Here is a 15,108-nt window from a genome sequence, read left to right as displayed (position 1 = left end):
GTGTCTCCTCCTCTGTGAAATTCAGGCTATTTTGTTTCGCCAGCGGCGTCCATCGTCGCGGCCCTGATCCCAGGCTTCGACAAGAAGGCCGGGGTCGGTGAAATCGAGTTTGCGGCCCGGCAGAATGTCCTCGCCCGGCTCCACGAAGGTGATCCGGCCATTTTCGTCGTCGGGCAGCGCATGAAACCGCTTGGTCAGCAGGACAAGGGTCGGGCCGTCGTCAGGGTCGGGCATGGGGGCCTTGTCGACCATGCCGCCATCGAAGATCGTCTCGCCGTTCCAGTCGTCGGGGCGGAACGCGGGCGGCACGGTCGCGGCCATGCGGATCAGGTCGGCCAGGGTTCCGTTCTGCGCCGCCTGTCGCGCGTCGATCAGGCGCTGCTCCATCCCGGCAAGGGTCGACAGGCGGGGACGTGGTGTGGGCGAGAGCAGCTGTTCCGCTTGATAGATCGTTCCGCCCAACAGGGCCCGGGCAGTCGGCGCGCGGGAGGTGCCGGGGGTCGCGACGTTGATCTGGAAGGCGGGACCTTCGGCGATGCGGGCCAACGCCGATGCGTCGAGCAGTTTGTCGAGAATGGCATCATAAGTACGCTGGTGGACCGAGCGCCCGTCGTCAGAGCCCAGATCGTCGAGGGTGACGTTCGAGTCGAGCCCGGCCATCGCGTCGGCGAACATGTCGCGCAACCGACGCTCGGCCCCCAGAACCCACGCCGCCGCCGACAGCGCGCCCCCCGAACTGCCGGTGATGCGGTCGGGGCGGAGGGCGCGTGTCTCGGTGAATGCCTCGAGGAACCCGCCGTGCCAGAAGCACCGCAGGCCGCCGCCGGAAAACACCAGTTGCCGGTAAGGATAGGGCGCGTCGGTCATCGCAAGGACCGGGCCGGAGCCCGGCCCCGTTCCGTCAGGGACGCTCGACGCAGAGGGCGACGCCCATGCCGCCGCCGATGCAGAGCGTGGCGAGGCCCTTCTTGGCATTGCGGCGCTTCATCTCGAACAAAAGGGTGTTGAGCACGCGGCAGCCCGAAGCGCCGATGGGGTGACCGATGGCGATGGCGCCGCCGTTCACGTTCACGATGGACGGATCCCACCCCATGTCCTTGTTCACGGCGCAGGCCTGGGCGGCGAAGGCCTCGTTCGCCTCGACCAGGTCGAGGTCGTCGACCTTCCAGCCGGCCTTTTCCAGCGCCTTGCGCGACGCATAGATCGGACCCACGCCCATGATCGACGGGTCGAGACCGGCGGTCGCATAGCTGACGATGCGGGCGAGCGGTTCGATGCCGCGCTTTTCGGCCTCGTCCGCGGACATGAGCAGCGTTGCGGCGGCCCCGTCGTTGAGGCCCGAGGCGTTGGCGGCGGTCACGGTGCCGTCCTTGGTGAAGGCGGGGCGCAGTTTCTGCATCGCGTCCATGGTCGCGCCGTGGCGGATGTATTCGTCCTGATCGACGACGGTATCGCCCTTGCGGCCCTTGACGGTGAAGGCGGTGATCTCGTCGGCGAACCTGCCCGCCTTTTGCGCGGCCTCGGCCTTGTTCTGGGAGGCGACGGCGAATTCGTCCTGGGCTTCGCGGCTGATCTGCCATTTTTCGGCGACGTTCTCGGCGGTCTGGCCCATGTGGTAGTTGTTGAACGCGTCCCAGAGGCCGTCCTTGATCATGGTGTCGACCAGTTTCATGTCGCCCATCTTCTGTCCGGCGCGAATCGCCTGGGCGTGCATCGACAGGGACATGCTCTCCTGGCCGCCGGCCACGACGATGTGACTGTCGCCGAGCATGATGTGCTGCGCGCCGAGTGCGACGGCCCGCAGGCCCGAACCGCAGACCTGATTGATGCCCCAGGCGGCCGCTTCCTGCGGCAGGCCGGCGTTGATATGGGCCTGGCGGGCGGGGTTCTGGCCCTGTCCTGCGGTCAGGACCTGGCCCAGGATCGTCTCGGAAATCTCCGACTTGTCGACACCCGCGCGGGCCACCACGGCCTCGATCACTGCGGCGCCCAGATCGTGGGCGGGCGTGTTGGCAAAGCTGCCGAGGAAACTGCCGACCGGGGTGCGGGCGGCGGAGGCGATCACGACTTTGGTCATTCTGACATCCTTTCCGGTGCAGTCCGGAGGGGGGCGTAAGGCCCCGGAGTGACAGACCCCGGCTGCAAGAGATGTCTTGGGATTAGCGCGCCCGAGCCGGTTGGGCAAATGCTCTGAGCGAAGAGCGGCTTTGCCCGCATTGCGTGACCGTCATCCGGCCTGTCGTATTCCCGCGGCCTTGGCCGGAAGGAACCAGGAGGGGCGCACTTCGGGCGCGCCGTAATAATAGCCCTGCATGCAGTCGATGCCCGCATCGACCAGGAACTGCGCCTCGCCCCGGGTTTCGACGCGTTCGGCGACGGTGAACATGTCGAACTGCTGCCCGATGGTGATCAGAGCGTTCAGGATGCACTGATTGTCGGGATCGGAGTCGCAGTCATGGACGAAGTGGCCGTCGATCTTGATGATGTCGAAGTAGAACTCCTTGAGATAGCGGAAGGATGTCTGGCCCGCGCCGAAGTCGTCGAGCGCAAAGGTGATGCCCTTGTCCTGCAGGTCGGCCATGAAAGTCTTGACCAGTTCGGGCACCTGCATGGCCGAGCTTTCGGTAATTTCGAGGATCAGGCGTTCGCCGATCGTCTCGTCCCGGGTCAGGAAGCGTTTGAGGATCTGGGTCCATTTCGGATAGCCGATGGAGCGGGCGGACATGTTGATCGACAGGCGCAGCGACGGATGGCGGGCCAGCGCGCCGAGGCCGTTGCGCAGGGCGGCGCAGTCGATTTCGCGGCCCAGTTCCTGGGTTTCGACGACATCCATGAACTGATTGGCAGGAATGATGCGCCCGCTGTCGTCAAGGATGCGGATCAATCCTTCGTAGAAGGCCGGTTCGCCGGTGACGGACCCGATGACGGGTTGAAAGGCCAGCATGGTGTTGCCCGTCGCGAGCGCGGACCGCACCATCGACAAGATCGACTTGTCGCGTTCGTTGACGGCGTAGGTCAACGGGTCTTCCGTGCCCGGTTCAGAGAAGGATCGTCGTGCCATCGGTCATCCTTGTTGTCCGAGTCGGGGATGGCACGGGGATGGTTCAGGCTTCGTTAAACGGGAGGACGGACAGGGGCTTTTTCCGGTCGATATGGCGCGAAAAATCCTTCAAATACGAATGGATCATGAGGGAAACTCCAATGGAACGATGTGGTTGGGTGGGGTCGGAGGAGATTTACCGCGACTATCACGACACCGAATGGGGCGTGCCGGAACGGGACGGGCGGGCGCTTTGGGAGAAGCTGATCCTGGACGGATTTCAGGCCGGGCTGAGCTGGATCACCATCCTGAAGAAGCGCGAGGCCTTTCGGGCGGCCTTCGAGGGTTTCGACCCGCAGGTCATCGCGACCTGGGGCGAGGCGGAGGTGACGCGGTTGCTGGGCGACCCGGGAATCGTGCGGCATCGGGGCAAGATCGAGGCCACCATCGGGAATGCCCGCGCCTATCTGGAGATCGAGGATTTCAGCGCGTGGTGCTGGGCTTACGTGGATGGGACACCTCTGCAGAACCGGCCCGCAACGCTGGCGGATGTGCCTGCGTTGACGCCGGTGTCGGTGCGGATGTCGAAGGACCTGAAGGCGGCGGGTTTCAAGTTCTGCGGCCCGACGATCGTCTATGCCTGGATGCAGGCGACGGGGATGGTGAACGACCACGTGCTGACCTGTCACCGGCACGACACGGTGGCCGGGTTGAAATGAGGGTGGCGATGTATCCGCCGCGGCGTGTTGACGGAACGTTGTGGCGGGCGCGCCGCAGTCTCGCCTTGTCGGTCCTGTGCCGGTCTAGCGCGTTGTATCGCCGTGTTTCGCCGCAATGATGCTGCCAGATGGCAAAAATTTCGACATGGGTTGGTGAGACGTCCGTGTCCAAAGCCGCTTGTTGTAAATCGTGAAGATCGGACGTGATAGAAATGAATCAGGGTGGATCACCAAGGGCTTCCGTCTCGGTCGTCATCCCGTATTTCAACAATGCGAAGACATTGCCGCGGGCTTTGTCCGGCGTTGCTGCGCTGGTCTTGCCGCCGTCAGAGGTCATCATCGTCGACGATTTCTCGGACGATTGCATAGATGAGTCCGGGTTGCCCGACCTGCCGTGTCCCCTGCGTATCGTCCGGCATTCCAGAAATCTGGGGGCGCCGTCCGCGCGCAACACCGGAATTGATCTGGCGGAATTTGCGGTGGTTGCGTTTCTGGACGCCGATGACCTGTGGCTACCCGAAAAACTGCAGACGCAGATGTGCCATTTCGAGCATGCCGATGGGTCGGCGCGGGTGTTTTCGGCCAGCAATTGCCTGCTGATCGGCAATGGCGGCGTGTTGATCGGGGATCACAATGCGGAGGGGCCTGCGGACGGACGGAGCCTTGCGGATTTCCTGCTCTGCGAAAGGGGTGCGCTTCAGACGTCGACCCTGGTCGTGCCCCGGGATGTCGCGCGGGCCGTGCGGTTTCGTCCCGGGCTGCGTCGGCACCAGGATTGGGACTTCGTGCTGCGGCTGGAGCAGGCTGAGATTGCGCTTCGGTACGTGCCGTCATCGCTGTCCTGGTATGACATCGGCGACCGGTTTGGCCGCATCAGTCAGAAGCGAGGAAACATCCGCGCATCATTGGAATGGTTCGCGATTTGTCGGGAGGAGGGTCTTCTGACGGCCCGCCAGATCCAGTCGGGATTCGTGAACTACTGCCTGTCCAGACGGTCGGCGCGGATGCCGTGGGAGCTGTGCAGAGCCTTTTTGAAAGTGGCGGTTCTGGACCCGGCCGGGATGCTGTCGCTGGTTGTCCGTCGGGCGGGCAGCAGGTCTTTGCAAGTCGGAAAAGCGGCCGTCCGGCGGGCGCGACTGATGCGAGCAGGACACGGTCGCGGCACGGAAACGAAATCGGGCAAATTCCCGCAGTGAGCGCGCAGAACCTTTGTTTTCATGGCTGAAACGCCTGTCACCCCCGGTACACCCCGCGTACACCCCCCGTACAGACAAACAGGCACCCCCTGCGGTCGCCGGGGTCGTCGCGCGCAACGGCCCGTGTTCGCGGTTATGGCGCGCCGGGTGTCCGGCGCCTGTCGAACGTCACTGAACGGGTGCGCCGGACCGCCCCGCGCGACCCGATACCGGCCAGCATTGTGACGGTGTTTGAGCAAATTCCTGCCCAATTTGTCGGCTATCCAATCATTGTTGACGATTTCAGGAGTGTTGAACCGACAGACAAATCCGACTGCGCGCCATTGGGGCTCCGGGCAGGATGCAAACAAGAGGCTCGAATGGAAAAGAAACCAAAATCTGCAGTGCGCACGTCCCTGGTCGTCTCGGCGTGTTCGCTTGGCATCGCGCTGTTCACGCCGTTTCAGGCAAGCGCGCAGGAAATCACGCTGCGGTCCACGACCAGCAGTTCGATCAATATCTCGGGAGACCTGATCTCCTTCGAGGACGACGTCTACACCATCGATACCAGCCTGGGGACAGTGAGCCTTCGCGCCGCCGGCCTCGAATGTATCGGTGAGGCCTGTCCGGTCATCCAGGCGTCCATCGTGACAGGGCCGGTGGTCTGGGACGTGTCGCTCTGGGGAAACCGTCGCGCCTTCACCGAGCATGTGGAAAAGCTGGCCGAGCTGGTGGACGAGAAGACGGGCGGACAACTGACCCTGAACCTGTCCTATGGCGGGCTGGCGCCCAGCAGAGAGAACCTTGACGGTATTGCCGCCGGTGACTTCGAGATGGCGCAGTTCTGCGCGGGCTACCATCCCGACAAGAACCCGTCGATCACGGTGCTGGAACTCCCGTTCCTCGGGGTGTCGACCCTTCGGGAGGAGCTGGCGGTTTCGCGCGCCGTTTATGAGCATCCGGCCGTCATTGCGGACCTTGCCCGCTGGAACGCCACGCTTCTGATGCCGACCCCGCAACCGCAATACAACATCATCGGTGTCGGCTCTCCGCCGACGACGATCGAGGCGTTCGAGAAGATGACGATCCGCGCCACTGGCGGCACCGGCGCAGCCGTTCAGGCCCTGGGCGCGGCGTCGGTCAACCTGCCGGCACCGCAGGTGAACGCGGCGCTCACCAATGGCGAAATCAATGCGGTGGCCTTTGCGCCCCACGCCCACATGGCCTTCAAGACCGTGGACAACGCCGTCTGGTGGACATCGAACCTCAACCCCGGGACGGCAAACTGCCCCATCGTGGTGAGCAAACGGGCGCTGGACACGCTCCCGGCATCGAGCCGCATCGCGCTGCTGTCGTCGGTGGACGAGGCGCTGGAGCATTTCATCGACAACTACAACAGCTCGACAATGGCGGCCTGGGATACGGCGCTTCTGGACAAGCAGATCATCGAACTGACCTTCAGCGACGAGATGATCAGTGCAATCAGCAACGAGGTCGCGGGCCCGTCGACAAGCAAGTGGATCGCCGAGAAGAGCGCCTTGGGCCTTCCGGCGCGGGAGTTGTATGAGATCATCCCCCGCACGCTGCGCGCCATGCGGTAACGGCTCGGCAGAAATCGCGAAAGAAAAAGGGCGCGCCGTTGCCGGCGCGCCCAGGATTCGTCGTGTGGCTGCGGGGTCAGCCGACCAGCGCCCCGTCCGTCCGCTTGACCGTCACGATGGACGAGCGGGGGAGGGAACCTTCGCCATCGGGGAATGGCGCGTCGGGGTGCTGGATTCCGACGAACATCGTCTTGAGGTCGGCGGCCCAGGTCAGGCCCGTCACCTCGGACCCTTTCGGGCCGGTCAGGAAGCGACGAATTTCGCCGCTCGCCGGATCGCCCGCCAGCATCTGGTTGTTGCCCATGCCGGTGAAGGGGCCTTCGTTGCTGTCGTCGCCATCGGTCTGGATCCAGAGCATGCCGGTGGTGTCGAACATCATCCCGTCGGGCGAGTTGAAGAGATTGCCCTCGGTCACGTTCTCGGACCCGGCGTAGGGCCCCTGACCCACGACGGGATTGCCCGCCATGACGTAGAGATCCCAGGCGAACTGATCCGCGGCATGGTCGTCGCCCGCGGGCATCCAGCGGACGATCTGGCCATAGTTGTTTTCCGCGCGCGGGTTCGGGCCGTTGACCTCCAGCGGATCGCCGCCGGCATTGGTCTTGCCCACACCGCGATTGCGGTTGTTCGTGAGTGCGACATAGGCCTGCGCCGCAACCGGGTTCACGGCGACCCATTCGGGGCGGTCCATGGTGGTGGCACCCACGGCCGAGGCGGCCATGCGCGTATGTACGAGGATCTCGGCCGCTTCCATTCCCGTCGCTTCGGGGGTCAGTTCGACCCAGTCGCCGGTCAGATCGTCGTTGAACTTCGCGGCATAGAGCTTGCCGTCGTCCAGCAGGCCCTCGGTCGGCCCGCCCGGCGTATAGGTGCCGTTCGAGACGTAGCGATAGAGGTATTCGCCCCGCTCGTCATCGCCCAGATAGACGACGACCTGACCGCTCGGAGCGATCGCGCAGGCGGCATTCTCGTGCTTGAAGCGGCCCAGGGCGGTGCGCTTGACGGGCGTGCTGTCGGGGTCGGCGGGATCGATTTCGACGATCCAGCCGAAGCGGTGCGGCTCGTTGGGTTCCTGGGTGACGTCGAAGCGGGCATTGTGCAGCTCGTAGCCATAGCGGCCCTCGGCGGCGACGCCGTAACGCTTGAGACCCGGGGTTTCGACCGAGGCCGGATCGGAGGCTCCGAAGTAGCCGTTGAAGTTCTCTTCGCAGGTCAGATAGGTGCCCCACGGCGTCTTGCCCGAGCCGCAGTTGTTCATCGTGCCGAGCGCCAGCACCCCGTCCGGGTCGGCGGAGGTGCGCATCAGCGGGTGACCGGCGGCCGGTCCCGCGATCCGCATCGGCGTGTTATGGTGGATGCGGCGGTTGTAGGGGCTGTCGACGACGACAGCCCAGCCATCCGCCCCTTCGGCCACTTCCATGACGGTGACGCCCTGGATGTGCTGCAGGATGGTGACGTCATCGGCGGTGAAGGCGTTGTCGCCCTTCCACGGCAGGTTCGTGTCGATATTGGCGTATTCGTGGTTCACGGCGATGAGTTGGCGGCCATCGACCGTGAAGGCCTCCATCCCGTCGGTATTCTCGCCGAAGACCCGGTCGGAGGAGGCGAGGGTGATGCCGGTGGTCGGATCGAAGGCCTCGGCATCCGAAAAGAGCGGGTCGCCCCAACGGACCAGCACGTCCCATTCGTAGCCGCCGGGCACGTGGACGGTGGCATCGGTGTGGATCGGCAGGGCTTCGAACGGGAAGGTGGCACCCTGTGCGCGGGCGGCGGAGGTCGAGGACAGAAGGCTGCCCGCGATGCCGGTGCCCAGGGCGGCGGCGCCCGAGCCGAAAGCCACGACGCCCGACAGGAAGCCACGGCGGCTGAGGGCGGATTCGACGACGGCGTCGAAGTCGCAGGTATGGGGACGCGGGAACTTGGCTTCGTCCCAGTCGTCGGCGCTCAGGTGATCGAGGTCTTTCATGGCAATCTCTCCTTCATGTGGCGAACATGCGGAAGCGGCCCCCAGCCGCACCCCGTTCGAGCGGGGTGTTATGGGGGCTATCTTACACGCCGGTGACGGATTCGTGACAGGGATATGACGGTCCTTTGTGTCGCAGGGGTCCAGTGGCGTCCGGCGGGTAGTCTTCTGTGGTCGGTGGTGTCCGCAGGGACGTGCCGGACAGGGCCGGACAGGCGGAGCCAGACATGACGGACAGCGCTTTGCGATTTGCATGGACGGCGCCGTCGGCCGAAGAGTTCGCTGCGTTTCGGGCGGCCTGTGGCTGGGGCGAGATCGGAGGGGAACAGGCGCGCCGGGCGCTGGCGGGCGGTGTGCTGACCCTGACGTGTCGGTCGGACTGGGCCTTGGTGGGCCTTGGCCGGGTGATCGGGGACGGGGCGCTGTATTTCTATCTTCAGGATGTGATCGTGCACCCTGACTGGCGCGGTCAAGGGATCGCGCGGCGACTTGTCGGCGATCTGCTGGAGCGGCTGCGGGCGACCCATTCATCGGGCATATCGGTGGGCCTGATGGCGGCGACGGGTCTGGAAGAGTTCTATGCGGGCTTCGGGTTCGCGGCGCGACCGAATGCGGGGCAGGGCGCGGGGATGAGCCTGTTCCTGCCCTGAGCCGTCAGCCGCGTTCGTCCTTGGGGGAGCCCATTACCACATAGGTGGTCAGGCGCGCGACCTGGGGCAGGACGCCCAGAACCTCGGTATGGAAGTGCTTGTAGGCGATGAGGTCCCGCGCCTCGACCCGCAGCAGGTATTCCACATTGCCGGTGATATTGTGGCATTCGCGGACTTCGGGGGCGGTTGCGACGGCTTGCTCGAAGGATTCCTGCCCCGCCTTGGTGTGGTCGTTCAGGCCGACGGCGATATAGGCGGTGAAACCGATGCCCGCCTTTTCGGGGTCGATGACGGCGCGGTAGCCCTTGATCAGGCCCATCGCCTCCATCGCCTGCACCCGCCGCAGCGTGGCCGAGGGCGACAGGCCCACGGCGTCCGAGAGGGCCTGATTGGTGATCCGGCCGTCGTGGGTGAGGTGGCGCAAGATCCTGTCGTCAATTTTATCATGGCTGGGCATGTCTTGCGAATTATGGGCAAGCGGCGCGATTTTCGCAAGGACTTGTCGGGTCAGATGGGGGAGAGTGTGGCGTATGACATACGATCTCTTCCTCGGTCTTGTGGCCTTTGCCTTCGTCTCCTCGGTCACGCCGGGGCCCAACAACCTTATGATTATGGCGTCGGGCGCGAACTTCGGGGTGGTCCGGTCGGTGCCCCATGCGCTTGGCATCTCGCTGGGGTTCGGGGTGATGATCGTGCTGGTGGGGTTGGGTCTTGCGCAGATCTTTGTGCGCTGGCCGGTCGCGAAGACGGCTCTGGCGGTGGTGTCGGTCGTCTACCTGCTGTGGCTGGCCTGGAAGATCGCCAATGCCGCACCCCCCGACCGCAGGACGGCAGAGGGACAGCCCATGACCTTCGGACAGGCGGCGGCGTTCCAGTGGGTGAACCCGAAGGCCTGGACGATGGCCCTGACGGCGGTGACGCTTTACACGGCGGGCGGGCCCTGGGCGGTGGTGCCGGTGGCGACGGTCTTCACGGTGGTCAACTTGCCGTCGATCTCGCTCTGGCTGGTCATGGGGGTGCAGATGCGCCGGTTCCTGACGTCGCCGGGGCGGCTCAGGGCATTCAACTGGACGATGGCGGCCCTGCTGGTGGCGAGCCTCTGGCCCAGCCTGGCGCCGCTGCTTTGAAACCGCCCTAGTCGAGCGAGACCTCGCGCCGGAAGCTGCCGTCGACGTCGAAGACCAGAAGGCGGTCGTCGTCGGTCGTCACCAGAAAGAACGACGGCGCGCGGGTGACGGCGACGATGGTTGTGCCCGGCGGGATGGCCAGCGCCTCGGGGGCATCGACGGCGGCCCCGGGCAGCCGCGTGACAAGCACGGCGACGATGGTTATCACGCCCAGGATCATTACCGCCGTCAGCACCGTGACAAGCGCCTTCAGAAAGCGCAGATCGGCCGGCAATTGGGGTTCCATGTCCGACACGCCCATCTCCTCGCAGGTCGTCAGCTTCCTGATCGCGGCCAATCCGCCGCCGCGCCTCGATAAGGCAATCGCGCGCGACGTGCCAGCGGATGCCCATTTGTCCCGGTCGCGCCTTGCCCGCCTGATCGAGGAGCGACGCGTGACCTGCAACGGCGGCGTGGCGGGGGCGCGCGACAGGGTGGCGGAGGGCGACGAGATCACGGTCACCGTGCCCCTGGCCGACGATCCCGAAACGCGGCCCGAGGCGCTGGATCTGGTCGTCGTGCACGAGGACGCCGACCTGATCGTCATCGACAAGCCCGCGGGCATGGTCGTCCACCCGGCCCCCGGATCGCCGGGGGGCACGCTGGTCAACGGCCTGCTGCATCATTTCGGCGGACAATTGTCCGGCGTCGGTGGCGAGAAGCGGCCCGGTATCGTCCACCGGATCGACAAGGATACCTCTGGCCTGCTGGTGGTGGCCAAGTCGGATGCGGCGCATCACGGGCTTGCCGCGCAGTTCGAGGCGCACAGCGTCAATCGCCGCTATCTGGCCGTCTGCCACGGGGTGCCGGATGCGGGCGACCCCCGGCTGCGCGGCACCAAGGGTGTATCGTGGGAGGGGGGCGACATCCTCAAGATCACCACGCGCCTGGCCCGGCACCGCACGGACCGGCAGCGGCAGGCGGTGTGCTGGGACGGCGGGCGACATGCGGTGACGCGGGTGCGCACGCTGGAGCGGTTCGGGCATGCGGCGCTGGTGGAATGCTGGCTGGAGACGGGGCGGACCCATCAGATCCGGGTACATATGGCCCATGCCGGACATGCTCTGGTGGGCGATCCGACCTATGGCGGGCACCGGCGTCTGCCCCGCGACCACCCGGCGGCCGAGGCGGTGCAGGAGTTCCCGCGGCAGGCGCTGCACGCCGAAACGCTGGGCTTCGTGCATCCGGTCAGCGGGGACGAGATGTCGTTCCAGTCGCCCGTGCCCGAGGATTTCGAGGCGCTGCTGGCCCGTTTGCGGGGCTGATGGTCGTTTTCGTCCGATCCGGGGTTCATCAATTCTTAAACTTTCCGTGCGACAGGGCACAGAGAGGGGGTCGTCTCAGCCCTGTTCCAGCGTTTGCGCAGGGTATAGAGAGGAATCCGACGTCAAGATCAGCGCAATGACGGGTCTGTGACCGGATGGATCTTGAACTGACGCCGGGGAATGCCCAACTTGGAAGAAACGGGTGTTAATCCCATTAACATGAGGGAGGCCTGAGATGGCTGCGACATATACAAATCTTCCCGCACCCTCGCCGGAGCAGGGGCTCAACCGCTACATGCAGGAAATCCGCAAGTTTCCGATGCTGGAGCCCGAAGAGGAATACATGCTCGCCAAGCGGTGGGTCGAGGAAGGGGACACGGAGGCGGCGCACAAGATGGTGACGTCGCACCTGCGCCTCGCCGCGAAGATCGCCATGGGGTATCGCGGCTATGGCCTGCCGCAGGCCGAGGTCATTTCGGAGGCGAATGTGGGCCTGATGCAGGCGGTCAAGAAGTTCGACCCCGAGAAGGGCTTTCGCCTGGCGACCTATGCCATGTGGTGGATCCGCGCCGCGATTCAGGAATATGTCCTGCGGTCCTGGTCGATGGTGAAACTGGGCACGACGAGCGCGCAGAAGAAGCTGTTCTTCAACCTGCGCAAGGCCAAGAACCGGATCGGCGCGCTGGAAGAGGGCGATCTGCGCCCCGAGAACGTGCAGCGGATCGCCAAGGATCTGGGCGTGACCGAGGCGGAGGTGACGTCGATGAACCGGCGCATGTCGGGCGGCGATGCCTCGCTCAACGTCATGGTCGGATCGGATGGCGACAGTTCGACCCAGTGGCAGGACTGGCTGGCCGATGACGACGCGGACCAGGCCGGCGACTACGCCGAGAGGGACGAGTATCAGACGCGGATCTCGCTGATGACCGAAGCGATGGATGTGCTCAACGAGCGCGAGAAGGACATCCTGACCGAGCGCCGGTTGAACGAGGAGACCGTCACGCTGGAAGACCTGTCCGAGAAGTACGGCGTCAGCCGCGAGCGGATCCGCCAGATCGAGGTGCGCGCCTTCGAGAAGCTGTCGACCCGGGTGCGTGAGCTGGCCGCCGAAAAGGGCATGGTCCCGGCCTAGCGGTGCCGCGAAGACAGGGGCCGATCCCGCCGCGTGACGGTGGGGTCGGCCTTTTTTGTGTGGTTCGGACGGCGTTTGGGCGCGCGGTGCGGATGTGGTAGACTCGGTCACCCACGCACAGGAGTGCCCGATGAGCTATTTCTCCGCCTTCGTCGCAGCCGTTCCGACGGCCAAGCGCGACGCCTATATCGCCCACGCCGAGGAGGCCTGGGATCTCATCTTCAAGCCCATGGGCGCGCTCGGCATGGTCGAGACCTGGGGCGATGACGTGCCCGAGGGCGAGGTCACGTCCTTCCCGATGGCGGTGCAGTGCAAGCCCGACGAGACGGTCGTGATGTCCTGGGTCGAATGGCCCGACAAGGCGACCCATGACGCGGCCAACGCCGCGATGATGTCGCCGGATTTCGCACCGGAGATGGCCGAGATGCCATTCGACGGGAAAAGGGTGATCTTTGGCGGCTTCGCCCCGATCCTGACCCGACGGGCCTGACCCGACGGGGCGGATGATTTTTTTGGGGCGTGCGGTCCGGTCTCTCGTCCGTCTCGGAATGCCGGGTGTTTCGGCGGGCGGCGATGGGCTGTGGCACGGCCATGACCCGACTGGATGCGAGGGCTTGTCCTTGGCTGCCTGAGGCGCGACCCTGCGCGGCAAAGCCGTCAGGGAGGGCGTCATGAACAATCCGATCCGGTGGGGCATTCTGGGGGCCGCGAAGTTCGCCCGCGAGCAGATGGGCCCCGCAATCCACGCGACACCCGGCCATGTTCTGGCCGCCGTGGCCAGCCGCACGCCCAACAAGGCCGCGCCCTTTGCCGCAATGGCGCCGGGATTGCGCGTTCACGACGGTTACGACGCGCTTCTGGCGGATGACGGGATCGACGCGGTCTATGTGCCGCTGCCCCATACGATGCACGTGGAATGGGCGATGAAGGCGCTGGCGGCGGGCAAGCACGTCCTGGTGGAGAAGCCGGTGGCGATGTCGGTGGAGGCGATTGCGCCCCTGATCGCGGCCCGCGACCGCAGCGGATTGCAGTGCACCGAAGGCTACATGATCGTCCACCATCCGCAGTGGCAAAGGCTGCGCGCGCTTCTGGCCGAGGGAGCCATCGGGCGGCTGCGCCATGTGGAGGGCGTGTTCACCTATGACAACTCGGGCGATCCGGGGAACCTGCGCAACGATGCGCGGCTGGGCGGCGGCGCACTTCCGGATATCGGGGTCTATACCTATGGCTCGACCCGCTGGGCGACCGGGGCGGAGCCCGAGGCGATCACCCATGCGGACATCGATTGGGAAGACGGCTGCGATGTGCTGGCGCGGGTGTCGGCGCGGTTTCCGGGGTTCACGGCCCACTGGGTCAATTCGATGCGGCTTTTGCCCGAACAGGTGATGACGTTCCATGGCGACGCCGGGTTGATGCGGCTGACGGCGCCGTTCAATCCTTCGATCTTCGGCCCCGCGGAATTGACGCTGCGCGACAAGACCGGGGTGACGCGGGTGGAGCGCTGGCCCGGAGCGAACCAATACGTCCGGCAGGTCGCGGCCTTCGGCGCGGCGATCCGGGGCGAGGCGGCGTTCCCCTGGAAGCTGGAGGATGCGCGGGGCACCCAGGCGGTGATCGATGCCGCCTATGCGGCGGCGGGGGGCAGGCCGCAGGTCTAGGGCCGGAATGGCAAAAGGGCGCGCCGGTTGCCCGGTGCGCCCTGTCGTTCACTGTCCGTGAAAGCTGCCTCTGCGGCTTATTCTTCGGTCGGAGTCGCCTCGACCTCGGTGGCCTCGGCCGCGTCGTCTTCGTCGTCATCGGAGCCGGCCGAACGCAGACCCGACGGGGCCTGGAGGTTGGCGATGACGAAATCGCGGTCGATCGTGGGCTTGGCGCCCTCGGGCAGGGTGACCGACGAAATGGTGACGGTGTCGCCGATCTCGAGGCCGGACATGTCCACGGTGATCTTCTCGGGGATGTCGCCCGCGGTGACCCGCAGCTCGACTTCCGCGCGCACGACCGTCAGGACGCCGCCCTTCTTGATGCCGGGGGCCTTGTCCTCGTTGATGAACTCGACGGGGATGTAGAGGTTGACCAGCGAGGTCCGACGCAGGCGCATCAGGTCGACATGGGTCGGCAGGTCCTTGACGACATGACGCTGCACGTCGCGGCAGATGACGCGGACGTCTTCCTGGCCTTCGACCTTCAGGTTCCACAGCTGGGCGCGGAAACGGCCGGCGCGCAGTTTGGCCAGAAGATCGTTGAAGGGCAGTTCGATCGCCATCGGCTCGGCGCCACCGCCGTAAACGACGCCCGGCACCATGCCGTTGCGGCGGGATTGACGAGCGGCCCCCTTGCCTGTCCCCGTCCGGGCATGAGCCACGAGATCCGGAATCTCACCAGCCATGATGTATCTCC

The 15,108-nt window shown here is 65.4% G+C and carries 16 protein-coding genes; 9 read left to right on the top strand and 7 right to left on the bottom strand.

Going from position 1 to position 15,108, the window contains the following annotated elements:
• Window positions 1-21 precede the first annotated feature (21 nt).
• The 3 genes from BM002_RS09040 to BM002_RS09030 form a co-directional block, all read right to left on the bottom strand.
• Window positions 22-867: a patatin-like phospholipase family protein gene (locus tag BM002_RS09040; protein ID WP_175484845.1), complete on the bottom strand. Its 846-nt coding sequence runs from the start codon at window positions 865-867 to the stop codon at window positions 22-24.
• Window positions 868-901: 34 nt separating this feature from the next.
• A complete protein-coding gene (locus BM002_RS09035) occupies window positions 902-2,077 on the bottom strand; it encodes an acetyl-CoA C-acetyltransferase (RefSeq protein WP_092779668.1) in 1,176 nt (391 codons plus the stop codon).
• Between the two features lie 150 nt (window positions 2,078-2,227).
• The gene (locus BM002_RS09030) at window positions 2,228-3,061 is read right to left on the bottom strand and encodes an EAL domain-containing protein (protein WP_092779666.1); all 834 of its coding nucleotides are present in this window, start codon (window positions 3,059-3,061) and stop codon (window positions 2,228-2,230) included.
• Window positions 3,062-3,201: 140 nt separating this feature from the next.
• Here BM002_RS09030 and BM002_RS09025 point away from each other — a divergent pair, with 140 nt between their 5' ends.
• The 3 genes from BM002_RS09025 to BM002_RS09015 all read left to right on the top strand — a co-directional run bounded on the left by BM002_RS09025 (window position 3,202) and on the right by BM002_RS09015 (window position 6,535).
• A complete protein-coding gene (locus BM002_RS09025) occupies window positions 3,202-3,759 on the top strand; it encodes a DNA-3-methyladenine glycosylase I (RefSeq protein ID WP_092779663.1) in 558 nt (185 codons plus the stop codon).
• Between the two features lie 212 nt (window positions 3,760-3,971).
• A complete protein-coding gene (locus tag BM002_RS09020) occupies window positions 3,972-4,955 on the top strand; it encodes a glycosyltransferase family 2 protein (RefSeq protein ID WP_092779661.1) in 984 nt (327 codons plus the stop codon).
• A gap of 359 nt (window positions 4,956-5,314) precedes the next feature.
• Window positions 5,315-6,535, top strand: a complete 1,221-nt coding sequence (locus tag BM002_RS09015) for a type 2 periplasmic-binding domain-containing protein (RefSeq protein WP_092779659.1) — start codon at window positions 5,315-5,317, stop codon at window positions 6,533-6,535.
• A gap of 76 nt (window positions 6,536-6,611) precedes the next feature.
• Here the strand turns inward: BM002_RS09015 and BM002_RS09010 are convergent, their stop codons facing one another.
• On the bottom strand, window positions 6,612-8,501 hold the full coding sequence (locus BM002_RS09010) for a PhoX family protein (RefSeq protein ID WP_092779657.1): 1,890 nt from the start codon (window positions 8,499-8,501) through the stop codon (window positions 6,612-6,614).
• A 224-nt stretch (window positions 8,502-8,725) separates the two neighbouring features.
• On the opposite strand from BM002_RS09010, the gene BM002_RS09005 reads away from it, so the two are divergent.
• Complete coding sequence (locus tag BM002_RS09005) at window positions 8,726-9,148, top strand: GNAT family N-acetyltransferase (RefSeq protein ID WP_092779655.1); 423 nt, start codon at window positions 8,726-8,728, stop codon at window positions 9,146-9,148.
• A gap of 4 nt (window positions 9,149-9,152) precedes the next feature.
• Here BM002_RS09005 and BM002_RS09000 read toward each other — a convergent pair whose 3' ends face one another.
• Window positions 9,153-9,605: an Lrp/AsnC family transcriptional regulator gene (locus BM002_RS09000; RefSeq protein WP_092779653.1), complete on the bottom strand. Its 453-nt coding sequence runs from the start codon at window positions 9,603-9,605 to the stop codon at window positions 9,153-9,155.
• Window positions 9,606-9,678: 73 nt separating this feature from the next.
• On the opposite strand from BM002_RS09000, the gene BM002_RS08995 reads away from it, so the two are divergent.
• Window positions 9,679-10,275, top strand: coding sequence for a LysE family translocator (locus BM002_RS08995; protein ID WP_092779651.1), 597 nt, complete (start codon window positions 9,679-9,681; stop codon window positions 10,273-10,275).
• Window positions 10,276-10,282: 7 nt separating this feature from the next.
• Here BM002_RS08995 and BM002_RS08990 read toward each other — a convergent pair whose 3' ends face one another.
• On the bottom strand, window positions 10,283-10,561 hold the full coding sequence (locus BM002_RS08990) for a DUF6476 family protein (RefSeq protein ID WP_139212320.1): 279 nt from the start codon (window positions 10,559-10,561) through the stop codon (window positions 10,283-10,285).
• Between the two features lie 13 nt (window positions 10,562-10,574).
• Here BM002_RS08990 and BM002_RS08985 point away from each other — a divergent pair, with 13 nt between their 5' ends.
• From BM002_RS08985 to BM002_RS08970, 4 genes are all read left to right on the top strand, one after another.
• Entirely contained in the window at window positions 10,575-11,579 is a 1,005-nt protein-coding gene (locus tag BM002_RS08985) for an RluA family pseudouridine synthase (RefSeq protein ID WP_092780534.1), read from the top strand.
• A gap of 235 nt (window positions 11,580-11,814) precedes the next feature.
• Window positions 11,815-12,711 carry an RNA polymerase sigma factor RpoH gene (gene rpoH, locus BM002_RS08980; RefSeq protein WP_092779647.1) on the top strand — a complete coding sequence of 299 codons (897 nt, stop codon included), beginning with the start codon at window positions 11,815-11,817 and terminating at the stop codon, window positions 12,709-12,711.
• 130 nt (window positions 12,712-12,841) lie between these two features.
• Window positions 12,842-13,201 (top strand): DUF1428 domain-containing protein, encoded by a 360-nt coding sequence (locus BM002_RS08975; protein ID WP_092779645.1) that lies wholly within the window; start codon window positions 12,842-12,844, stop codon window positions 13,199-13,201.
• 181 nt (window positions 13,202-13,382) lie between these two features.
• Window positions 13,383-14,369, top strand: a complete 987-nt coding sequence (locus BM002_RS08970) for a Gfo/Idh/MocA family protein (protein WP_092779643.1) — start codon at window positions 13,383-13,385, stop codon at window positions 14,367-14,369.
• Between the two features lie 77 nt (window positions 14,370-14,446).
• Here BM002_RS08970 and BM002_RS08965 read toward each other — a convergent pair whose 3' ends face one another.
• Window positions 14,447-15,097 carry a 50S ribosomal protein L25/general stress protein Ctc gene (locus BM002_RS08965; RefSeq protein ID WP_092779641.1) on the bottom strand — a complete coding sequence of 217 codons (651 nt, stop codon included), beginning with the start codon at window positions 15,095-15,097 and terminating at the stop codon, window positions 14,447-14,449.
• Window positions 15,098-15,108: the final 11 nt, after the last annotated feature.

It is taken from the genome of Jannaschia pohangensis (genome assembly GCF_900113875.1).
GTDB lineage: Bacteria > Pseudomonadota > Alphaproteobacteria > Rhodobacterales > Rhodobacteraceae > Jannaschia > Jannaschia pohangensis.
This window is presented reverse-complemented; position numbering and strand designations above follow the sequence as displayed.